This is a genomic window from Methylobacterium sp. D48H, from assembly GCF_053345715.1.
Genome location: NZ_JBKFAP010000031.1, coordinates 26,998 through 48,370, shown reverse-complemented (window position 1 = coordinate 48,370; position 21,373 = coordinate 26,998). Strand labels below are relative to the sequence as shown.

Sequence of the window (21,373 nt, the reverse complement as noted above, 5' to 3'; positions counted from 1 at the left end):
CGCGAGGGCCGCCGAGACGACCGGCGCCGCCGCCGGCCGGCCCGGCCGCGCGGGGGCGGCACCGACGCGGCACTCGGCCGGCGCCCAGCGGCGCACGATGGCCAGCGCCGTGCGGCGGCCGTAGTCGCGGTAGTAGCGCCGCAGCAGGCTCGCGGCGGCGTCGGCGCCGTCGTCGAGGGTAGCGAAGGCGGTGTGGCCCTCCCCGTCGGCGCCGATCTCGCCGGACCAGCGGGCGGACTTGATGCACCAGCCGTTGTTGAGCCGCACGCAGCGGGCGACGTAGGGCGGATCGTCGGCCAGCGAGGCGGTGATCGCCAGCGCCCGCGGCGTCAGCTGCGCGCCGGTCTGGGCGTGCCAGTTGGACACGGAGCGGGTCGCGGGGTCGAAGCGCGGGGGCCGGCTGTCCGCCGGGGCGGCGACCGTCGCGCGGGGCGGAAGGGCGCGCGCGAGGGCGTCCGCGCTGGCCTCGGCGCTCGGCACCAGGGTCGTGATCAGGATGAGCGCGTTCAGCAGCACGCGGTCGGGCCTTCGTGGCGGCGGACGGCCTGGATGCCGACGCGCGTCACGGGTTCAGGACCTTGAGCGCGGCCTCGTGCAGCCGCGGGTCGCCGGCCGCGATCACGCGGCCGCCGCCGGCGGCCGAGCCGCCGTCCCAGGCGGTGACCCGCCCCCCCGCTCCCTCGACGATCGGGATCAGCGCGACGATGTCGTAGGGCTTCAGCCCGGCCTCGACCACGAGGTCGATCTGGCCGGCCGCCAGCATGCAGTAGGCGTAGCAATCCGCGCCGTAGCGGGACATCCGCACCCGGCCTTCCAGCGCCCGGAATCGCTCGGCCTCGTCGCCGGCCGCGAACAGCCGGGGATCCGTGGTCGCCAGGATCGCCTGGGCGAGGTCACCGCAGCGGCGGGTGCGCAGGGTCCGCTCGCCCGCCGGCGCGCGGAGCTTGGCGCTGCGCCCGTCCCCGGTGAACCGCTCCGCGAGATAGGGCTGGTGCATCATCCCCCGCACCGGCACGCCGTTGCGGGTCAGCCCGATCAGGGTTCCCCAGGTCGGCAGGCCGCCGATGAAGGCGCGGGTGCCGTCGATCGGGTCGAGGACCCAGACGCACTCGGCGTCGGTGCGCTCCGCGCCGAATTCCTCGCCGAGGATGCCGTGGCCCGGGAAGGTCTGGCCGATCATCGCCCGGAGGACGACCTCGGCGGCCCGGTCGGCCTCGGTGACCGGATCGAACGGCGCCCCGCCGCGGGCCTTGTCGTCCAGGCCGAACTGGGCGCGGAAGAACGGCAGGATCGCCTTCCCGGACGCGTCCGCGAGGTCGTCCATGAACCGGCCGAGTTCGACGACACTCATCCGTTCCGTCCCCTGTTGCGCCCGAAGGCCGCCCGGCCAAACGGCCCGTCCCGACGAAACCGGCGCGCGCCCCTGCCCGTCAAGCCCCCGCCCCCGCGCATCCGCGACTCACGCCCCGGCCGGCGCGGGCAGACGCGCCGCCTGGCCGCAGGCGTCCGACGTGCCCTCCGATGCGTCCGTCGATGCGTCCGTCGCGGTCGCGCAGGTCGCGTCCTCCTGCGCGGCCGCCAGGATAGCCTCGACGGCCTCGCGCAGCGATCCGACCTGCGCGTCGGCCTCGGCGCCCCCCGGCCCGCCGGCGAGGCGTTTCGCCCCGCTGTCCTGGGCGAGCCACAGGCCGAGCAGGACCGGAACGCCCGGGACCCGGCCGCGCAGCCGGCGGATCAGGCGGCGCAGGTGCGTCGGCTCGCCGTCGAGTGCCAGGGAGACCACGCAGGCGATCCGCGCAGGCCCGGCCTCGAACCGGCCGATCCGCACGGAGGCCGTCTCGGCGAACGGGACCGTGCGGACGCCGAGGCCGCGCTTCTCCAGGATCTGCGCGAGGATCGCGGCCGCGGCCTCGTCCAGGAAGCCGCGCCCCGCCACGCACAGCACCGCGCCCTCGCGCGTCCAGGCGGCGGGCAGCGCGTCCGGGGCCGGCCCCATCGGGAGCGGGCTGCAGGCGCTCTCCTCGCCATCGCCCGTCGCCCCCGCGACGGCGTCGCTGCGGTCGGAGAGGTCGGCGATCAGCTCGGTGAGCGCGGCGCGCATCGCGCCCTTCTGCTGCGCGGTCAGCACCCCGCGGGCCGCGTCGCGGGCGGCGAGTTCCAGCGCCTTGAGCACGACGTCGTCGTAGTAGGACGAGAGCGAGCATTGCTGCAGGATCAGCTCGGCATGGCCCAGCACCTCCTCGGAATCGCCCGCCAGGATGCGCTGGTAGAAGTTCTGGACCGGCGTCAGCGCTGGCCGGTCGCCGAACAGCACATCCAGGAACTCCAGGTGCTCGACGTAGCGTCCGAGCACCACGAGGCAGACGGTCAGGGGCGTCGAGAGCAGCAGGCCGACCGGCCCCCACAGCCACGTCCAGAACAGGGCCGAGACCAGGACCGCGAAGGGCGAGAGCCCGGTGGATTGCCCGTAGAAGATCGGCTCGAAGACCTGGCCGGTCAGCGGCTCCAGGACGACGAACAGGATCGCCACGGCGATCATCATGTTCCAGCCGGGATCGACCGCCGCGGCGAGCGCCATCGGGAGGATCGCCGACAGGACCGCCCCGAGATACGGCACGAAGCGCATCAGGGCCGCGAAGATCGCCCAGAGCACCGGGTTCGGCACGCCGATGAGGTAGAGGCCGATGCCGATGACCACGCCGAAGGCGGCGTTGAGGGCGAGCTGGACCACGAAGTAGCGGCTCAGGCGCTTGGCCGCGTCGTCGATGGCCACGGTGGTCCGGTGCAGGTCGCTCGATCCGGCCAGCCGGATCATGCGGTCGCGCAGGTCCTCGCGCTGCATCAGCACGAACAGCAGCACCACGAAGACGATGCCGACCGTGGCCAGGGGATGCATCACCGGCGTGAGCACGGTCGAGAGCATCTCCAGGGAGCCCGGCGGGGTCGTGGCGACCTCGACGAGGACGGGCTTGGGCGCGGCCTGGGCCGGCTCGGGAGCCGCCGAGGGCGTCGACGGCGGCGTCGACGGCGGCGATGCCGGCGACGTTGACGGCGGTGGCGCGGCCGGCTGCGCCTCCGGGCTCCCGGCCTCCTTGGCGCCGCCGTGCAGCGCCCGGCCGATATTGGCGACGTATTCCGTGACGTGGCCCACGGGCGAGTCGCGCAGGCCGTTGATCTTGCGCTCGATCGTGGCCCGGTAACGCGGGACGTCCCCCGCGAGATCGGCCGCCTGGATGCCGATCAGCGTCGCCAGGGAGGCCACGATGCCCACGGTCAGGAGCACGCTGACGCCCACTGCCACCAGCCGCGGCAGCCGCAGCCGCCGCAGGCGGTTCACCAGCGGCGTCAGCACGAACGACAGCAGCAGCGCGATCGCGATCGGGATGAAGATCTCGCGGCCGAAATACAGGGCGGCGATGATGGTGGCGCCGACCACGACCGGCGACGCCATGGCGGCCCGCGGCGTCTCGGCCGCGGCGACGCGGGTCGGCCGCGGCGGGATCAGGGGAGTCCCGGGCCGCGCTGCCGGTTCGACCCCGACCGGGGTTCTCGTGCCCATACCGTGATCCACGTCCCGAACGCCACGCGCGGGCGGCCGCCGGGAGCGGCGGAAGCCTCGCGGACGGGGAACGGCACAGGACGCGAAATCGATCCCGAGGGTTTCGCGTTCAGGTTAGGCCCCCGCGACGCCGGCCCGCGCCACGTCGCCCGCATCCTTCAGCTCCGGCAGCGACCAGCACAGCTGCATCACCCGCTTGGCCTGCGCGTCCGGCAGGATCCCGGCGGCGAGGTCGGTGAATTTCGCCTCCAGCTGCGCGTCCGACATCGGCTTCTCGACGCTGCCGATCGCCTGCTCGATATGCCGGTGGAAGGTCCGCCCGTCGTTCAGCGTCACGGTCATGTCGACCTGCGCGGGATCGACGCCGGGGGTGATTGCCGGGACCACCTTCTGGCGCAGGGCCACCACCCGCGGATCGTTCACCGACCGGTCGCTGAACTGCTTCTCGCCGCCCGCGCCCTCCACGAAGGCCACCGCGGCGGCGTGGTAGATGCTGAACTTGCCCTCCAGGCCGGTCTTCGGCGCGGTCTTGCCGGTCAGCTCCAGGACGAGCGGGTGGACCTTCAGGTCGACGCGCTGGATGTCCTCCGGCTTGACGTGGTCCTGGTCGCGGATCTGGATCGCCGCGTCGATCGTCGGGTGCATGACGATCCCGCAGGCGAAGGGCTTGTAGGTGTTGAGCTGCGCCTCGTAGCGGGTGCCGAGGCCGTCGGTGATCTGCGACCAGTCCTGCTTGGTGGAGATCGTGTTGGCCCAGCCGCGCTTGGCCTCGATCATGCCGTCCGACGAGGTGAAGCCCTTGGCCGCCAGGATCGCCGCGAACAGTCCGTTGGACGCGGCCCGGCCCGGGTTGAAGCTCTTGTTCATCGAGCCGAACGACTCGCGCAGGCCCACCGGCTGCGAGGCGGCGAGGCCGAGGGCGTAGACCATCTGCTGCTCGGTGAGCCCCATCAGCTTGCCGGCGGCGGCGGCCGATCCGAACACGCCCGCGGTGCCGGTGATGTGCCACCCGGCATCGTAGTGGTTCGGGTAGACCGCGTTGCCGATCCGGCATTCGGCCTCGATCCCGACCACCAGGGCTTCGAGGAAGTCCTTGCCGGAGACCGGTTTCATCGCCGCGTAGGCCAGGATCGCCGAGGCGACCGGGCCGGCCGGGTGGATGATCGTCTTCAGGTGGGTGTCGTCGAAGTCGAAGATGTGGCTCGACACGCCGTTGAGGAAGGCGGCGTTCATGATGTCGAACCGCTCGGTCCGTCCGAACAGCCCGGCCTGCGGCGGCCCGGAGAAGGGCTGCAGCGCCGAGACCGCCACGTCGACGGTCTCGTGGTGCGAGCCGCCGATCGCCACCCCGACCCAGTTGAGGAAGCTACGCACGCCCTCGCGGCGGACGGGCTCCGGCAGGGTGTCGTAGGAGGATCCCAGGATCCACTGCGCGAGGATCTTCGTGACGTGCGGCGGCGCTGCCTTCGCGGCCGGCTTCGCGGCCTCGGCCGCCTGCGCGCCCTGCAGGGCGGGCGCCGCCAGGGCGAGGCCCGCGGCCCCGATGAGCGAGCGGCGATTCATCGACATGGCGTTCTCCCGGACAGGGCCGCCCGAGGCGCCCCGATTGCCGGGCATGATAATGAATTCATCCCTGGGGCGGCGGCCTCCGTGTTTCACCGCGGCGGGTCTGATACCGTTTCCGGTTGAACGCTTCGGTCGGTGCGGCCCGCTCCGTCCTTGCGAGCGCAGCGAAGCAACCCAGGGCTGCGGGACAGCAGGGAGCGTGGCGCTATCTGGATTGCTTCGCTCCGCTCGCAAGGACGGCGGAACGATCTGATCAACCGGAAACGGTACGAACTTCCTTCACACCACCACCGGCAACGCCTCCTGCGCGCCCACGCCGAAGACGCGCCGGTACCGGGCGACCTCGTCGGACGGGCCCTGCGCCTTGGTGGGATTGTCGGAGAGCTTCACGGTCGGCCGGCCGTCGGCCTGCGTGACCTTGCAGACGATGGAGACCGGGTCGAGCTTGCCGTCCGGCAGCAGCCCGCGGAAATCGTTGGTGAGCAGCGTGCCCCAGCCGTAGCCGATGCGCATGCGCCCGTGGAACCGGGCGTGGATGCGCTCGATCTCGTCGATGTCGAGGCCGTCCGAGAAGATCGCGAGCTTCTCCCGCGGGTCGTGCCCGCGATCCTGCCAGAAGCGGATGACCTCCTCGCCGCCCTCGATCGGGTCCTTCGAGTCGATGCGTATGCCGGTCCAGTCGCTGACCCAGTCCGGGGCGTTCGCCAGGAATCCGGTGGTTCCGTAGGTATCGGGCAGGATCACCAGCAGGTTGCCGCCGTAATCCTCCTGCCAGTCGGCGAGCACCGCGTAGGGCGCGGCGGCGAGCGCCGCGTCGTCCTCGGCGAGCGCCGCGTAGACCATCGGCAATTCGTGGGCGTTCGTCCCCACCGGCTCGACCTCCTGCCGGGCCGCGATCAGGCAGTTGGAGGTGCCGAGGAACGCGCCGTCCAGGCCCTCCGCCATGGCCTGGACGCACCAGTCCTGCCACAGGAATCCGTGGCGCCGACGCGTGCCGAAATCCGCCACCGACAGGTCCGGAAGCCTCTGCAGCCGCTCGATCTTCTCCCAGACCCGGGTCATGGCGCGGGCGTAGAGCACCTGCAGGTCGAGTTTGCCGAGGCCCCGCAGCACGGCCCGCGCCCGCAGCTCGTTCAGGATCGCGAGCGCCGGGACCTCCCACATGGTGGTCTCGACCCAGGGGCCGTGGAAAGTCAGCTCGTACTGGCCGTCATGGACGGCGAGCTCGTATTCGGGGAGCTGGAAGGTCTCGAACCAGGAGACGAATTCGGGGCCGAGGATGCGTCCCTGGCCGCGGAACACGTTGCCCCGCAGCCACGTGATCTCGCCCTTGCTGAGGCGCAGCGTCCGGGCGTGGTCGAGCTGTTCCCGCAGCAGCCCGGCATCGACCTCGTCGGCGATCCGGATCCGGCGGGTGCGGTTGGTGATGCCGAAGGTGGTCTGGATGTCGGGGTGCCGGCGCAGGATCGTCTGCGCCATCAGGAGCTTGTAGAAATCGGTGTCGAGGAGCGACCGCACGATCGGGTCGATGCGGAAACTGTGATCGTAGACCCGTTTCGCCAGATCGAGCATTCGTCAGGCACTCTGCCGCGCTTGGAACGCGCAGAGCGCATGCCGGGACCGCACACGTCAAGAAGACGGGCGGCCTCCGCCCGGAGACCGCCCGCGAAACCGCCGATCCTGACGACCGATCCTCAGGCGAGGTCGACCTTCTTGGTCTCGGTCTTCGGGCTCTCCCCGGTGAGCGAGGCCTTCACGTAGCCGTAGAGGTGCAGCATCGTGCTGTTGGGGCTGTCCCAGTACTCGCCCTTCTCCGGGTGAACGCGGATCAGCGCGACTTCGGGATCGTTCTTCCCGTTCGGGAACCAGGTCTTCAGGCTCTCATTCCACTTCGCGTCGATGATCGACTGGTCGCGGACGATCTCCGCCTTGCCGGCCACCGAGACGTAGTTCTGGCTCGACGGGTCGGAATAGGCGAGGTTGATCTGGTTATCCTTGCTGATCTCGGCCGTCTTGGGCGAGTGCAGCTTGGTGAAGAACCACAGGTCGCCGTTCTCGTCGGCGTCGTTGTTCCACATCGGGCGGCTGTTGAGCGTGCCGTCGGAGTCGACGGTGGTCATCATGGCGATCTTCACGTCCTTGATGAGCTCGAACAGCTTCTTCGCGCCCTCGTGGTCGCGGTGGTTGCCCTGATGCATGAAAGTGGTCTCCTACGCGTCGTTTCGGTCCCGGCGGGGTCTCCGAAGGGTGCCCCGCCCGAAGGCTGCCCCGACAACGGATCAGTCTCCGGTTGGTTCAGCTTGCCCGTGCGGTGAGGAGGTTCGTATGCGAGGTGTTCGGAGATTGGGGCGTACGGTCGCGGCGCTGGCGCTCGGCGCCCTCTGTCTCGGCGCCCTCTGTCTCGGCGCTCGGCCGGCCGGCGCCGAGGTGCGCTTCGGCCCGGGCGTGCGCATCGGCGGCCACGATTTCTCGAACCGCCGCTACGGCAGCGTCCACATCGAGCGCGTGAAGCGCCTGCGCGGCCCCCTCGGCTGCCGTCGCCTGCGGCACGGGGTCTACCGGCGCGGCGACGGGACCGTGGTCCGCGGCCCGATGGAGGCGTGCAACCTCATCGCCCGGCCGCACTGACGCCGGCCCGGTCCGGGCGGCGCCCCGCTCCAGCGCGGGATGGCCGCGGGGACGCGGGCCACCGGCGCGCGCCGATCTCGGGCCCGGGGTCTGGTGTTCTGGGCCCGCTCGGTTACATGCACTGGCATACCTGCTTGCCCCGGTGGAGAACGATTTTGGCGATCACCCGCGACGACGTGCTGAAGGCGCTCGCCGACGTCACCGTCGATGCCGCCGGCACCACCCTGCCCGGCTCGGGACGGCTGTCCCAGGTCGTGGTCGATCCGAACAGCCGCGTGATGTTCTCGATCCTCGTCGATCCCAGCGAGGCCGAGCGGTTCGAGCCGGTGCGGCGCCAGGCCGAGGGGCGCGTCCTGAAGATGCCGGGCGTCTCGGGCGTGTTCGCGAGCCTCACCTCCGAGCGGAACCAGAGCCACCCGGCCCAGAGCGGCGCCGCTCCCCGGCCCGTGACGCCGCCTCCGGTCGCGCCGCCGCGGCCCGGCGCGCCGCCGAACCAGGGCCCGCAGATCGCGGGCGTGCGCCACATCGTGGCGGTCGCCTCCGGCAAGGGCGGCGTCGGCAAGTCGACCACCGCCTGCAACCTCGCCCTGGCGCTCCAGGCGCAGGGGCTGAAGGTCGGCCTCCTCGACGCTGACATCTACGGCCCCTCCGTGCCGAAGCTGTTCGGGCTCTCGGGCAAGCCCAACGTCGTCGACAACAAGGCCATGGAGCCGATGGTCGGCTACGGCCTCAAGGTCATGTCGATCGGCTTCCTGATCGAGCCTGAGACCGCCATGATCTGGCGCGGCCCGATGGTGCAGTCGGCCATCACCCAGATGCTGCGCGACGTGCTCTGGGGCGAGCTCGACGTGCTGCTCGTCGACATGCCGCCCGGCACCGGCGACGCGCAGCTCACCATGGCGCAGGCGACGCCGCTCTCCGGCGCCGTGATCGTCTCCACCCCGCAGGATCTCGCGCTGATCGACGCGCGGCGCGGCGTGACCATGTTCAAGAAGGTCGCGGTGCCGATCCTCGGCGTGATCGAGAACATGGCGACCTTCGTCTGCCCGAATTGCGGCCACGCCTCGCACATCTTCGGGCACGGCGGCGCGCGGAACGAGGCGCAGCGGCTCGGCGTGCCGTTCCTCGGCGAGGTGCCGCTGAACATGATCATCCGCGAGACCTCGGATGCCGGTCGGCCGGTGGTGGCGACCGATCCGGAGGGGCCGCACGCCAAGGTCTACCGGGACATCGCCGCCCAGCTCTGGGCGAACCTGTCCGGCGCTCCGGCCGGGCGGACGGCGCCGAAGATCGTCTTCGAGTGATCCTGTGCCCTCCCCGCCTCTTCCGCCGCCGGTCCTGGGCCTGATCCTCGCCGGCGGGCGGGCGCGGCGGATGGGCGGGGGCGACAAGCCGCTGCTGCGGCTCGGGGGGCGGACCCTGCTGGAGCGGGTGGTCGAGCGGCTCGGGCCGCAATGCGGGGCGGGACTGGCGCTCAGCGCCAACGGCGACCCGGCGCGGTTCTCCGGCTTTCCCGGTCCGGTCCTGCCGGACCCCGTGCCGGATCAGCCGGGCCCGCTCGCCGGCATCCTCGCCGGGCTGGAGCACGCCGGCGCGCGGGGTATCGCGCGGGTGGTGAGCGTGTCGGGCGACGCGCCGTTCCTGCCGGAGGATCTGGTAGCGCGCCTCGGCGCGGCCGGACCGGAGACCGGCATCGCGCTCGCGGCCTCAGGGGAGCGGCAGCACTACACGATCGCGCTCTGGCCGACGGCTCTGAGCGACGCGCTTCGGGACTATCTCGAACGCGGCGAGCGGCGCGTCGGCGCCTTCATCGCGCGCCACGGGGCCGCGGTCGCGACCTGGCCGGTCGAGCCGGTGGACCCGTTCCTCAACATCAATTCGCCGGCGGATCTGGCGGCGGCGGAAGCCCTGGACCGCGGGTGATGCGGCCCGCCGTCATCGCGAGCGAAGCGAAGTGACCCAGGGCAGCGCGACGCGTGAAGACGCGGCGCTACTGGATTGCTTCGCTCCGCTCGCAAAGACGGTACAGCCGAAGCCATCGAGAGATGGCTTCGGCTGTGAGGCTTGATCCGAGCTCAGGCCGCCGCGACGGTCGCCTTCACGATCTTGTCCGGCGAGCGCGGCGGCTCGCCCTTGTTGATCGTGTCGACCACGTCCATGCCTTCCACGACCTTGCCCCACACCGTGTACTGCTTGTCGAGGAAGCGGGCGTCGTCGAAGCAGATGAAGAACTGCGAGTTCGCCGAGTGCGGGAAGTTCGTCCGCGCCATCGAGCAGGTGCCGCGCACGTGCGGCTCGGCGTTGAACTCGGCCTTCAGGTCCGGCAGGTCGGAGCCGCCCGAGCCGGTGCCGGTCGGGTCGCCGGTCTGGGCCATGAACCCGTCGATCACCCGGTGGAACGGCACGCCGTCGTAGAAGCCCTGGGCGGCGAGCGTCTTGATGCGCTCGACGTGGCCCGGGGCGAGGTCGGGGCGCAGCGCGATCACGACGCGGCCCTTGGTGGTCTCCAGCACGATGGTCTCGTTGTCGGCCATAGTCTTTCCTTCCGGTTGGGGGAACTGTATCGGCGCGTGCCGGATCCGGCCAGCGCCCGTGTCGGTCTCGCCGGCGCTCAGGCCGGCGGGCGGTAGACGAAGCGGAGCGCCACCGGCCGCCCCGCGATCGCCCGGCCCAGACCCGGCGTGATGTGGACCGGGGTGCAGCGCGCGAGGGCGTCGAGGGTCCCGCGCACCAGGGTATTCCGCCGATCGCCCGCGACCCCCGCCGCGTAGGTGACGCGGGGCGGCCCGATCAGGCTGCCGTCGCGCCGCAGCGCGAGCCGCAGGGTGATCTCGATGTCGTCGGACCCGGCGCTCGGGCGGCCGAGGCCGCCCGGTGCCTGCCAGCAGGCGGCGAGCGCCGGGTAGAGCTCGGCCAGGGTGTCGGCGGGCTTGGTCGCCATCCGGGCGACCGGGACCGGGACCGTGGCGCGCAGGGTCTGGGGCAGGCTCAGCGGGTAGCCGCCCCCGGGCTCGTCGGCGTAGCCGTAGAACGGCGCGCCGTCATAGGCCGCGGCGGCCGCCGGGATCAAGCTCAGCAGGAGGATCGAGGCGGCGCGCCGGCCCGGCATGCGGCCGCTACTTGGCCTTCTCGGCGAGCGTCATGCTGACGATCTTGTCGGGATCCTGGACGGCCCCGCCCGGCGCGCCCGGGGCGGCCTTCTTGATCTTGTCGAGGACGTCGAGCCCGTCCGTGACGTTACCGACGATCGTGTACTGGCCGTTCAGGAACGGCGCGTCGCCGAGGCAGATGAAGAACTGCGAGTTCGCCGAGTTCGGATCCTGCGAGCGGGCCATGCCCACGGTGCCGCGGCGGAACTGGGCCGACTGCGTGAACTCGGCCGGGATGTTCGGCAGGCTGGAGCCGCCGGTGCCGTTGCCCTTCGGGTCGCCGGTCTGGGCCATGAACCCGTCGATGACGCGGTGGAACTTGAGGCCGTTGTAGAAGCCCTGCGAGACGAGGGTCTTGATCTGCTTGACGTGCTTGGGCGCGATGTCGGGCCGCAGCTCGATGGTGATCCGCCCGTCCTTGGTCTGGAGATAGACCGTGTTGGCGTCGGCGGCCCGGGCCGCCTGGGCGGTGCCGAGCGTCAGGGCGAGCGCGAGGAGGGCGTGGCGTCGGTTCATCGAAGTCCTTCCAGGGTCGGGCCGGTGTCAGGAATGGGCGGCGAAGCGCTGCCGGAGGCGCGCGGCGACCGCCGCGGGCACGAAGGGCGAGACGTCGCCCCCCATGCCGGCGATCTGGCGCACCAGCGTCGCGGTGATCGGGCGGGCCTGCGTCGAGGCGGGCAGGAACACGGTCTGCACCTCGGGCGCCATGGCGCCGTTCATGCCGGCGAGCTGCATCTCGTAGTCGAGATCCGTGCCGTCGCGCAGGCCGCGGATGAAGATCGCGGCGCCGCAGCGCCGGGCGGCCGAGACGGCGAGATCGTTGAAGGTAACGATCTCCAGCGCCGCACCCTCGGCCTGGGCCACTGGCCCGCAGGTCTCGCTCAGCAGCGCCGCCCGCTCCTCGGCGGAGAACAGCGGGGCCTTGCCGGGGTGGACGCCGATGGCGATCACGAGGCGGTCCACCAGCCTGCAGGCCTGGCGGACCACGTCGAGATGGCCGTTCGTGACCGGATCGAACGAGCCGGCGTAGAGGGCAGTGCGGGTCATCGCGACCCGACCTAGAGCATTTTCGCGCCGGACGGAACCGGGCGGCGCCTCAGGCCTCCTCGCCGCCCTCGGGACCGGCCTCGGCGCCCTCGTCCTCGCCCTCGATGTGCTCCACCGAGACGACCTTCTCGTCCTTGGCGGTGTTGAACACCGTCACGCCCTGCGAGGCGCGGCCGACGATGCGGATGTCGTCCACCGGCACGCGGATCAGCTGGCCGCCGTCGGTGACCAGCATGATCTGGTCCGAGGCCTCGACCGGGAAGGACGCCACGAGGCTGCCGTTGCGGGCATTGACCCGCATCGCCGTGATGCCCTTCCCGCCGCGTCCCGAGGTCCGGTACTCGAACGACGAGGAGCGCTTGCCGAAGCCCCGCTCCGACAGGGTCAGCACGTACTGCTCGGCCGCGCCCATCTCGTTGTAGCGGTCGAGCGAGATCGCCGCCGCCTCGGCGCCGTCCTCGGGCTCCGCGTCGCCGTTCTCCTCGGCCTCGCCGGTCACGGCGCGGCGCATCTTCAGGTAGCCGGCCCGCTCCTCGGCGCTGGCGTCGAAGGCGTTCAGGATGGTCATCGAGATGACCCGGTCGTCCTTGGCCAGCAGGATGCCGCGCACGCCCGTGGAGTCGCGGCCCTTGAAGACGCGCACGTCCTCGACGGGGAAGCGGATGCACTGACCCAGAGCGGTGGTCAGCAGCACGTTCTGGTCCGGCCGGCAGATCTCGACGTGGACGATGTGGTCGCCCGGGTCGAGCTTCATGGCGATCTTGCCGTTGCGGTTCACCGTGGTGAAGTCCGAGAGCTTGTTGCGCCGGACGTTGCCGCGCGCGGTCGCGAACATCACGTCGAGCGTCTCCCAGGACGCCTCGTCCTCGGGCAGCGGCATGATCGTGGTGATGCGCTCGGAGGTGTCCTGCAACTGCAGGATATTCACCAGCGCCTTGCCGCGGGCGTTCGGGGCGGCCATCGGCAGGCGCCACACCTTCTCCTTGTAGGCCTGGCCCTGGCTGGAGAAGAACAGCACCGGCGTGTGGGTGTTGGCCACGAACAGGCGGGTGACGAAATCCTCGTCGCGGGTCGCCATGCCGGAGCGGCCCTTGCCGCCGCGGCGCTGGGCCCGGTAGGTCGAGAGCGGCACGCGCTTCACGTAGCCGGCGTGCGACACGGTCACCACCATGTCCTCGCGGGCGATCAGGTCCTCGTCCTCGACGCTGCCGTCGAAATCGACGATCTCGGTCCGGCGCGGGGTGGCGAACTGCTCGCGGACCTCGGCGAGCTCGCCCTTGACGATGCCCTGGATGCGGGCGCGCGAGCGCAGGATGTCGAGGTAGTCGGCGATCTCGTCGGCCAGGGTCTTCAGCTCGTCGCCGACCTCGTCGCGGCCGAGAGCCGTGAGGCGCTGCAGGCGCAGGTCGAGGATGGCGCGGGCCTGGGTCTCGGACAGGCGGTAGGTGCCGTCCTCGGCGACGCGGTGGCGCGGGTCGTCCACGAGCGCGATCAGCGGCGCGATGTCGTGGGCCGGCCAGTCGCGGGCCATCAGGGCCTCGCGGGCCGTGTTCGGGTCCGGCGAGGTCCGGATCAGGCGGATCACCTCGTCGATGTTGGCGACCGCGATCGCGAGGCCGCACAAGACGTGGGCGCGCTCGCGCGCCTTGCCGAGGAGGAACTTGGTCCGGCGGGAGACGACCTCCTCGCGGAAGTCCACGAAGGCCTGGAGCAGGTCCTTCAGGTTCATCAGCTCGGGGCGGCCGCCGTTCAGCGCCACCATGTTGCAGCCGAAGGAGCTCTGCAGCGGCGTGAACCGGTAGAGCTGGTTCAGCACCACGTCGGCCATGGCGTCGCGCTTGATCTCGACGACGATGCGCATGCCCGTCCGGTCGGATTCGTCGCGCAGGTCCGAGATGCCCTCGACGCGCTTCTCCTTCACCAGCTCGGCGATCTTCTCGACGAGCGTCGCCTTGTTCACCTGATAGGGGATCTCGGTGAAGATCAGCGCCTCGCGCTCCTTGCGCAGCTCCTCGACATGCGACTTGGCGCGCATGATCACCGAGCCGCGGCCCGTCGCGTAGGCCTGCCGCGTGCCGGCCCGGCCGAGGATCATGCCGCCGGTCGGGAAGTCCGGGCCGGGCACGATCTCGGTGAGCTGCTCGATGGTCAGGCCCGGGTCGTCGATCAGCGCCACGCAGGCGTCGATCAGCTCGCCGAGATTGTGCGGCGGGATGTTGGTCGCCATGCCGACCGCGATGCCGCCGGCGCCGTTGACCAGCAGGTTCGGGAAGCGGGCCGGCAGGACGGTCGGCTCCTCGCGCGACTCGTCGTAGTTCGGTCCGAAATCGACGGTGTTCTTGTCGATGTCGGTGAGCAGCGCGGTCGCGGGCTTGGCCAGCCGCGATTCGGTGTAGCGCATGGCGGCCGGCGGATCGCCGTCCACCGAGCCGAAATTGCCCTGCCCGTCGATGAGCATGAGGCGCATGGAGAAGTCCTGCGCCATCCGCACGAGGGCGTCGTAGATCGATTGGTCGCCGTGCGGGTGGTACAGACCGATCACGTCGCCGACGATGCGGGCCGACTTGACGTATTTCCGCTCGGGCAGGTGCCCGGATTCGAAGGCGGAGTAGAGGATGCGCCGGTGCACCGGCTTGAGACCGTCGCGGGCGTCGGGAAGCGCCCGGCTCACGATCACGCTCATCGCGTAATCGAGGTAGGAGCGGCGCATCTCGTCGGTGATGGAGACGGGGCGGATGTCGCTGGCGGGCGGGGCGGCGCCAGTCGGATCGTTCTCGGCCAAGTCGGTATCCGTTCTGAAGCCCGGACGGGCGGTGCTCACGGTCGTTCCCGGGTGGCGCGCGATGCGCCGGAACGGCCTCTCGGAAGAGCAGTGATATCAGACGGTTAAATAAGGTTTTCCGAGGCCGCCCGCAAGGTCGCAGCGCGGCTGCCGGCGCGCGTCCCGGCAGGGATGCGTCCCGGCCGGATCGGGCCGGGACGCGCAGGGCCGCGCTCAGTAGAACGTGACGTGCCGGTGGCCGTACGGACGGGCGTACGGGCGGCCATGCCAGACGTGGTGGCGGTGCCAGTGCCGGCGGAAATGGTGGTGCCGGTGCCAGTGATGGCGACGGTGCCAGTGGTGGCGGCGGTGGTGCCAGTGGCGGCGCCAGTGGTGGCGGCGGTGCCAGTGGCGGCGGTGGCGCCAGTGGGCCTGCTGCACCGCGGGGGCGGGCGCGGCGGCCTCGGCGCTCGCGGGGACCGGCAGGGGCGCCGCGCGCGCGGGCGCACTCGCCAGCCCGCCGAGCAGCGCGGCGAGGAGGACCAGGATCGGCCAGGGTCGCATCGTTTCTCTCCCGTGTGAGCGCCCGTCCGAGTCCAGCGGATCCGGGCCGGCACGAGGCTCGCGCCGTCGCCTGAAACGGCCAAGGTCGGCAAACGGTTCGATCCGTTCCGACTGCGCAGATGCGCCGCCCTCGCGCACCACCCTCGCGCACCGCCCTTGCGCGGGGCCGGAAAGCGCCCAGTTTCCGACGACAGGCGCTTCCGGGCCGTCTCCCGCCCGGCTTCCCGACGAGCCGCGTAAGACCCCATGGCGTTCGCGTTCCCCGACACATTCCGTGCCCTCCTCCCGCGCCGCTTCCGGGACCGACGCCCGCGGGTCGCGGTGGTCCGGCTGTCGGGCACGATCGGGGCGGTCTCGCCGCTCCGGCCGGGGCTCTCGATCGGGGGTGTCGCGGGCAGCCTGGAGTCCGCCTTCGGGATGCCGGGGGTGAAGGCGGTGGCCCTGGTGATCAACTCGCCCGGCGGCTCGCCGGCGCAGTCGCACCTGATCCACCGCCGCATCCGGGCGCTGGCCGAGGAGAAGGGCGTACCGGTGATCGCCTTCGTGGAGGATGTCGCGGCCTCCGGCGGCTACATGATCGCCTGCGCGGCCGACGAGATCGTCGCCGACCCGACCTCGATCGTCGGCTCGATCGGCGTGGTCTCCGCCGGCTTCGGCTTCCACGGCCTCCTGGAGAAGCTCGGCGTCGAGCGCCGGGTGCACACGCAGGGCGAGGCGAAGTCGATGCTCGACCCGTTCCGCCCGGAGGATCCCGCCGACGTGGAGCGCCTGAAGCGCATCCAGGCCGACGTGCAGGACCTGTTCACCGGGCTCGTCACGGCCCGGCGCCCGGGCCTGTCGACGTCCGAGAACCTGTTCACCGGCGCGGTCTGGACCGGGCGGCAGGCGCTGCCCCTCGGCCTCGTCGACGCGCTGGGCGACGTGCGCACCGCGATGCGCGCGCGCTTCGGCGAGAAGGTCGACCTGCGCCTCGTCGCCGAGGCGCGCGGCGGCCTGCTCTCCCGCATCCTGCGCCGGGGCGGCGCGCCGGGCGGGATCGACCTGGCCGAGGGAGCGATGGCCGCGTTCGCGGAGCGCGCGGCCTTCGCCCGCTACGGGCTCTGAGGGCTCAGGCCGCGACCTGACCGAGGAAGCGCTCGATCTCGCCCTCGAGGTCGGCCGCGACCGCGTCGACGGTCTGAGCCGCCTCGGTGACCGTGGCGGCCATGCGGGCCGAGCGCCGCGCGGCGCCGGCCACCGTGGTCAGGCCGCCCGCGATGGCCTCGGTGGCGCCGGCCGTGTCGGCGACGTTGCGGGAGATCTCGGCGGTGGCCGCGCCCTGGGCCGAGACCGCCGACGCGATCCCACCCGTGGTGGCGCTGACCGCCCGCATCCGCTCGCCCATCCGGCCGATGGCCGCCACGGCCGCCGTCGTCGAGGCCTGCACGCCGGCGATCTGGCTGCCGATCTCCTCGGTCGCCCGCGCGGTCTGCGACGCCAGCGCCTTCACCTCCGCGGCCACCACGGCGAAGCCCTTGCCGGCGGCGCCGGCCCGGGCGGACTCGATCGTGGCGTTGAGCGCCAGCAGGTTGGTCTGCTCGGCGATCTGGCGGATCAGCCCGACCACCGCGCCGATGCGCCCTGCGGCCTCGGCGAGCTCGCCGATCTCGGCGTTCATGGCGTCCGACTCCGCGGCGGCCGTGGTTACCAGGGCCTCGGCCTGGTCGAGCTGGGTTCCGATCTCCGCGATGGAGGCGGAGAGCTCCTCGGCGGCGCTCGCGACGGTCTGGACGCTTGCGGAGGTCTCGTGCGAGCCGCGCTCGGTCTCGGCGACGGCGGCCTCCGCCTCGGCGGAGCTGGCCGCCATCTCGCCGGCCCGGGCGCGCATCGCGCCGGTGCTGGCGGTCAGCGCGTCCTTCAGGCGGACGATCTGGCCCCGGAACGCCTCGATGGCGCGGTCGAGGGCGGCCCGCCGCCGCGTCTCGTCGGCCGCGCCCGCGCTCTGCAGGCTCTCGAGTTCCCGGGTCCGCAGGCCGGAGACGCGCAGCACCTCGAGGGCGCGCGCCACCGTGCCGATCTCGTCGCCGCGCGCCGCGTGGGGGATCGCCGAGTCCAGGTCGCCGGCCGCGAGGGCCTCGATCCGCGCGGCGATCGTCGCGAAGGGCCGGAACAGTCGCGCCGCCGCCAGCCCCACGAGGGCGCAGGCCAGCACCGCGATGATCAGGGCGGCGACGCTGAGGCTCGTCATCGTCTGGGCATGGGCGTCGAAGTACATCTCGATCGGCAGACCGACGAACAGGATCCCGTTCACCTTGCCGGCGGCGTCGACCGTCGGCTGATACACCGTGTAGTAGCGCCGCCCGAACAGGGTCGCCGGCCCCTCGTAGGTCCGCCCGGCGCGGATCGCGGCCTGGGCCGGGCTGTCGGCGGCGAGCGCCGTGCCGACCGCGCGGGTCCCGTCCTCCCGGCGCACCGTGGTCTGGCGCCGCACGAAGCTGTCGGAGGCGGGCTCGTAGCTGAATACCGTCGCCAGGCCGCCCGAGTAGGCGACGGCGTCGTCCACGACGCCGGCATCGGCAAAGCCCGACAGGCTCGGCGTCGACACCCGGGCGACGCGCGCGCCATCGAGATCCGCCGCCGCGCCCTCGACCCGCGCCGCCAGCACGAGCGCCAGAGTTCTCAGGTTGCGCTCGCCGTTGGTGCGCTGACGCGCCTCCATCTGCGACCAGGTCTGCCGCGAGACCGTGATCCAAATGGCGCCGGCGGTGAGTGTCACGGCGAGCATCGCCAGCAGGATGACTTTCGTAGACAGAGTCATCTTGCGCAACGAATAGGAATGTGTGCGCATTTATTGGTATCCGTGCCTATAGCCGGCCGAACACTCTGTCGTGAGGTTGAAACGACGGGTTAAGGTTCGCCAGAAAGGCGAGCCATTGCCGCAGATTTCAACCCTGCCCTGCGCGCCGGGCGGAGACGCGGGCGAGCGCCGCCAGATCCTTCTCGCCGTCGCCGTGGCTGATCGCCTCGATGAGACCGTCCCGCAGCACGCTGGCGAAGGGCATCGGCACCCCGGCGCCCTCGGCCGCCTGCAGGGCGAGCCGCACGTCCTTGGCCCCGAGCCTGAGGATGAAGCCCGGCGGCTCGTAGCGGTTCTGCGCGATCGAGGCGCCGTAGCCCTTGTAGACCGGCGAGGCGAACAGCGTGTTGGTCATCAGGTCGAGGAACTCGGCGCCCGGGACGCCGTGGCCCTCCGTCAGGGCGCAGGCCTCGGCCATGGCCTCGATGGCCGAGATCAGCATGAAGTTGCCGGCGAGCTTGACGGCGTTCGCCCGCGTCGGGTCGTCGCCGAAGCGCCAGGTCCTGGCGCCCATCGCGTCGAGGAGTGGGCCGGCGCGGTCGATGAGGGCTCCCTCTCCCGCCGCAACGATGTTGAGCTTCCCGGCCTCCGCCACGTCCGGCCGCCCGAAGACCGGGGCCGAGACGTAGGGGACGCCGGCCCGCGCGTGGACGGCGGCGAGCTGCTTCGCCAGGGCCACCGAGACCGTGCTCATCCCGATATGCAGGCCGGGGCGCTCCGGCCGGTCGAGGAGGCCGCCGGCCACGATCACGGCCTCGAGCGCCGCGTCGTCGGCCAGCATGGTGATCACGGCGTCCCCGGCGAACGCCTCGGCGGCGCTCGCCACCGGGGTGACGCCGTCGATGCCGCGCGCGGCCTCCGGCGAGCGGTTCCAGGCGCGGACCGCGTGGCCGGCCCGCGCGAGATTGGCCGCCATGGCGCGACCCATCCGCCCCATTCCGATGAATCCGACGTCCATGCCGTGCTCCTCGACGCGCTGTGCCGTCTGCCAACCTGGGAAACCCCGGCCGACGGTCAACGGCCCCGGCCGGATTTGCGGCGATGACGCGGCGTGGCAAGCTCGGTCCATGCCGCAGAATCGCATCACCGACATTCCCGGCCTGCGGGTCGGCCACGCCACCGACCTGCGGCTCGCCAGCGGCGTCACCGCGATCGTGTTCGATGAGCCGGCCATCGCCGCGGTCGACGTGCGCGGCGGCGGGCCGGGCACCCGCGAGACCGACCTGCTCGATCCCGAGCGCACCGTGGAGCGGGTCGACGCCTTCGTGCTCTCCGGGGGCTCGGCCTTCGGCCTCGACGCGGGGGCGGGCGTGGCGGCGTGGCTCGCCGAGGCCGGGCGCGGCTTCCCGGTCGGCGCCATGCGGGTGCCCATCGTCCCCGGGGCGGTCCTGTTCGATCTCCCCAACGGCGGGGACAAGGCCTGGGGCCGCTATCCGCCCTATCGCGAGCTGGGCTTTCAGGCCGCCGCGGCCGCGGCGGAGGATTTCGCCCTGGGCTCGGTCGGGGCCGGGACAGGCGCGCGCACCGGGCGACTGAAGGGCGGGATCGGATCCGCCTCGGCGCACGTGCCGGGAACGGGCTTCCGCGTCGGGGCGCTCGCGGCCGTGAACGCCTTCGGCAACGCGACGATCGGCGCCGGGCCGCATTTCTGGGCGGCGCCCTTCGAAGAGGGCGACGAGTTCGGTGGTCTCGGCGTGCCGGTCCGGGTGCCGCCGGAAGCCCTCGCCTTCCCGGCCCGGGCGCTGCCGGGCGCCGCCACGACGCTCGTCGTGGTGGCGACCGACGCGGCGCTGACCAAGGCGCAGTGCCGGCGCCTCGCGGTGGCCGCGCAGGACGGACTCGCCCGCGCGCTCGTGCCGGCGCACACGCCCCTCGACGGCGACCTAGTCTTCGCCGCGGCGACCGGCGCCGTGCCCCTCGCCGAACCGGTGGTCGACCTCGCCCGCCTCGGCGACGTCGCCGCGCGCGTCCTGGCCCGGGCGGTGGCCCGCGGCGTGTTCTCGGCGACGAGCCTGCCCGGACACGCGCCGTCGCCGCCCCTGGCCGGCACGGGCCTTCCGCCGGCCTGGCGCGACCTGTTCGGCGCCTGAGCGACGGCGCCGGCCCGCCCCGGCGCGGAACGATGCCGCGGGCACGGGGTTACCGGCCGCGGCCGGAGGCCGTGACGCGGTCCGGATCGCCCGGGGCCGCGCCGAGTGCCCAGCGGGAGAGAACCTCATGAGAATGACCGGCCTGATCGTCGCCGCGTCCGTCGCCCTGTTCGCCGGCGGAGCCCAGGCGATGCCCGTGGCACCGCTGACCGGCGGCGACGCCGCCGTCACCCTCGTCCGCGGCGGCTGCGGGTTCGGCGCCCATCGCGGGGCCTACGGCGGCTGCCGCCTGAATCGCGGCCCGCGCGGTGCGATCCGCCGCGCCGTCACCGGCGCTCCCCGCGGCTGCCCGCCCGGCCTCTATCGCGGCCCGCGGGGCGTCTGCCGCCGCTGAGTGACGGCGCTGGCGCCGCCCCCTGGGGTGGCGCCAGAGCGGGTTGCGGCTCTCGACGGATGGCGGTCAGCGCAGGGGCGAGCGCCCCTGGGGGAGCGCGATCGTCGCGGTCGCCTCGGCGATCTGGTCCGGGCCCCCCTTCGGCGGCCAGATTCCCGCCTCGTAGGCGCGGGACCGCAGCGCGGCCCGCTCCTCGAGGCTCGGGAAACCCCAGATGTGCGTGATGCGCGGCGCGCCGTCGAGGGCGTACATGTTGACGACGAGGTGCTGCGTGTAGGCGCGTGCCGGCTCGATCGCGGCCTCCCAGGCCGCGAGGGTCGGCGGCAGGCCCCCCGGCTTCTGGCGATAGGTCCGGATCTCGTACACCCCGCCCCGGTCGCCCGTCCGGATCGGCGGCAGGAAGGGGAACGGGGCGTAGCTGTCCATCTCCAGCGCGGTGATCACGTGCCCGGCGTTGAACGGGTTGGCGCTGAGGAGGGCGCGCCGGCGCTCGGCGGTCATGTCCTCGGGCGCCGCGAAGCCGCGCAGCACGATCAGGCGCCCCAGCGTCCCGATCTCGGTGCGCCAGCAGCCGACCAGCTCGCCCTTGGCGTCGGGATCGTCCAGCCAGGCCTCGACGCCGGCCGAGACCTGACCCACCGCGAGCAGCGGGCACGAGAGGGTCGCGAGTTCGTACAGCATGGGCGCCTCGGCGACGTCGTCCCGTCGACGTCACGCCGTCAAAGCGGGAGATCGTCTTTCGTTGCCATCGGGACGCGCGGACCAGCTCCGCGCCGCCG

The 21,373-nt window shown here is 72.4% G+C and carries 20 protein-coding genes and 1 pseudogene; 6 read left to right on the top strand and 15 right to left on the bottom strand.

Translation table 11 applies throughout. The annotated features are described in order from the left end of the window. The 6 genes and pseudogenes from ACLBX8_RS28365 to ACLBX8_RS28340 all read right to left on the bottom strand — a co-directional run. Positions 1-516 (bottom strand): annotated as a pseudogene (locus ACLBX8_RS28365) (hypothetical protein); the annotation flags it as partial. A gap of 46 nt (positions 517-562) precedes the next feature. Beyond that, complete coding sequence (gene hisN, locus ACLBX8_RS28360; protein ID WP_447699184.1) at positions 563-1,351, bottom strand: histidinol-phosphatase; 789 nt, start codon at positions 1,349-1,351, stop codon at positions 563-565. A 108-nt stretch (positions 1,352-1,459) separates the two neighbouring features. Further along, positions 1,460-3,559, bottom strand: a complete 2,100-nt coding sequence (locus tag ACLBX8_RS28355) for an AI-2E family transporter (protein ID WP_447699185.1) — start codon at positions 3,557-3,559, stop codon at positions 1,460-1,462. A gap of 114 nt (positions 3,560-3,673) precedes the next feature. Next, positions 3,674-5,128 (bottom strand): MmgE/PrpD family protein, encoded by a 1,455-nt coding sequence (locus tag ACLBX8_RS28350; protein ID WP_447699186.1) that lies wholly within the window; start codon positions 5,126-5,128, stop codon positions 3,674-3,676. 276 nt (positions 5,129-5,404) lie between these two features. Next, positions 5,405-6,697 (bottom strand): nicotinate phosphoribosyltransferase, encoded by a 1,293-nt coding sequence (gene pncB / locus ACLBX8_RS28345; protein WP_447699187.1) that lies wholly within the window; start codon positions 6,695-6,697, stop codon positions 5,405-5,407. Positions 6,698-6,819: 122 nt separating this feature from the next. Beyond that, positions 6,820-7,323 (bottom strand): pyridoxamine 5'-phosphate oxidase family protein, encoded by a 504-nt coding sequence (locus ACLBX8_RS28340; protein ID WP_010686116.1) that lies wholly within the window; start codon positions 7,321-7,323, stop codon positions 6,820-6,822. A 127-nt stretch (positions 7,324-7,450) separates the two neighbouring features. On the opposite strand from ACLBX8_RS28340, the gene ACLBX8_RS28335 reads away from it, so the two are divergent. From ACLBX8_RS28335 to mobA, 3 genes are all read left to right on the top strand, one after another. Beyond that, positions 7,451-7,753, top strand: a complete 303-nt coding sequence (locus ACLBX8_RS28335) for a hypothetical protein (RefSeq protein WP_447716188.1) — start codon at positions 7,451-7,453, stop codon at positions 7,751-7,753. A 155-nt stretch (positions 7,754-7,908) separates the two neighbouring features. Further along, a complete protein-coding gene (locus tag ACLBX8_RS28330; protein WP_447699189.1) occupies positions 7,909-9,057 on the top strand; it encodes an Mrp/NBP35 family ATP-binding protein in 1,149 nt (382 codons plus the stop codon). Between the two features lie 70 nt (positions 9,058-9,127). Further along, positions 9,128-9,676 (top strand): molybdenum cofactor guanylyltransferase MobA, encoded by a 549-nt coding sequence (mobA, locus tag ACLBX8_RS28325; protein WP_244534938.1) that lies wholly within the window; start codon positions 9,128-9,130, stop codon positions 9,674-9,676. Between the two features lie 152 nt (positions 9,677-9,828). On the opposite strand, the gene ACLBX8_RS28320 is transcribed toward mobA, so the two are convergent. The 6 genes from ACLBX8_RS28320 to ACLBX8_RS28295 all read right to left on the bottom strand — a co-directional run bounded on the left by ACLBX8_RS28320 (position 9,829) and on the right by ACLBX8_RS28295 (position 15,274). Then, complete coding sequence (locus tag ACLBX8_RS28320) at positions 9,829-10,287, bottom strand: peptidylprolyl isomerase (protein ID WP_010686120.1); 459 nt, start codon at positions 10,285-10,287, stop codon at positions 9,829-9,831. 77 nt (positions 10,288-10,364) lie between these two features. Further along, entirely contained in the window at positions 10,365-10,862 is a 498-nt protein-coding gene (locus tag ACLBX8_RS28315) for a hypothetical protein (protein WP_447699190.1), read from the bottom strand. 7 nt (positions 10,863-10,869) lie between these two features. After that, complete coding sequence (locus ACLBX8_RS28310) at positions 10,870-11,418, bottom strand: peptidylprolyl isomerase (RefSeq protein WP_020095390.1); 549 nt, start codon at positions 11,416-11,418, stop codon at positions 10,870-10,872. A gap of 27 nt (positions 11,419-11,445) precedes the next feature. After that, entirely contained in the window at positions 11,446-11,949 is a 504-nt protein-coding gene (gene coaD / locus ACLBX8_RS28305) for a pantetheine-phosphate adenylyltransferase (protein WP_020095391.1), read from the bottom strand. Positions 11,950-11,998: 49 nt separating this feature from the next. Continuing rightward, entirely contained in the window at positions 11,999-14,731 is a 2,733-nt protein-coding gene (gyrA, locus tag ACLBX8_RS28300) for a DNA gyrase subunit A (RefSeq protein ID WP_091927538.1), read from the bottom strand. Positions 14,732-14,944: 213 nt separating this feature from the next. Next, positions 14,945-15,274: a hypothetical protein gene (locus ACLBX8_RS28295; protein WP_056532391.1), complete on the bottom strand. Its 330-nt coding sequence runs from the start codon at positions 15,272-15,274 to the stop codon at positions 14,945-14,947. Between the two features lie 246 nt (positions 15,275-15,520). Between ACLBX8_RS28295 and ACLBX8_RS28290 the strand changes: the two genes are divergently transcribed. Then, the gene (locus ACLBX8_RS28290) at positions 15,521-16,378 is read left to right on the top strand and encodes a S49 family peptidase (protein ID WP_447716187.1); all 858 of its coding nucleotides are present in this window, start codon (positions 15,521-15,523) and stop codon (positions 16,376-16,378) included. A gap of 4 nt (positions 16,379-16,382) precedes the next feature. Here ACLBX8_RS28290 and ACLBX8_RS28285 read toward each other — a convergent pair whose 3' ends face one another. Beyond that, a complete protein-coding gene (locus tag ACLBX8_RS28285) occupies positions 16,383-18,071 on the bottom strand; it encodes a methyl-accepting chemotaxis protein (protein ID WP_447716186.1) in 1,689 nt (562 codons plus the stop codon). A gap of 127 nt (positions 18,072-18,198) precedes the next feature. Further along, the gene (locus ACLBX8_RS28280; RefSeq protein WP_447716185.1) at positions 18,199-19,179 is read right to left on the bottom strand and encodes an NAD(P)-dependent oxidoreductase; all 981 of its coding nucleotides are present in this window, start codon (positions 19,177-19,179) and stop codon (positions 18,199-18,201) included. Between ACLBX8_RS28280 and ACLBX8_RS28275 the strand changes: the two genes are divergently transcribed. Then, positions 19,178-20,200, top strand: a complete 1,023-nt coding sequence (locus tag ACLBX8_RS28275; protein ID WP_447716184.1) for a P1 family peptidase — start codon at positions 19,178-19,180, stop codon at positions 20,198-20,200. The genes ACLBX8_RS28280 and ACLBX8_RS28275 overlap by 2 nt on opposite strands. A 127-nt stretch (positions 20,201-20,327) precedes the next feature. Beyond that, the gene (locus ACLBX8_RS28270; protein ID WP_100252347.1) at positions 20,328-20,594 is read left to right on the top strand and encodes a GCG_CRPN prefix-to-repeats domain-containing protein; all 267 of its coding nucleotides are present in this window, start codon (positions 20,328-20,330) and stop codon (positions 20,592-20,594) included. 66 nt (positions 20,595-20,660) lie between these two features. On the opposite strand, the gene ACLBX8_RS28265 is transcribed toward ACLBX8_RS28270, so the two are convergent. Then, on the bottom strand, positions 20,661-21,275 hold the full coding sequence (locus ACLBX8_RS28265; RefSeq protein WP_020095399.1) for an NIPSNAP family protein: 615 nt from the start codon (positions 21,273-21,275) through the stop codon (positions 20,661-20,663). Positions 21,276-21,373: the final 98 nt, after the last annotated feature.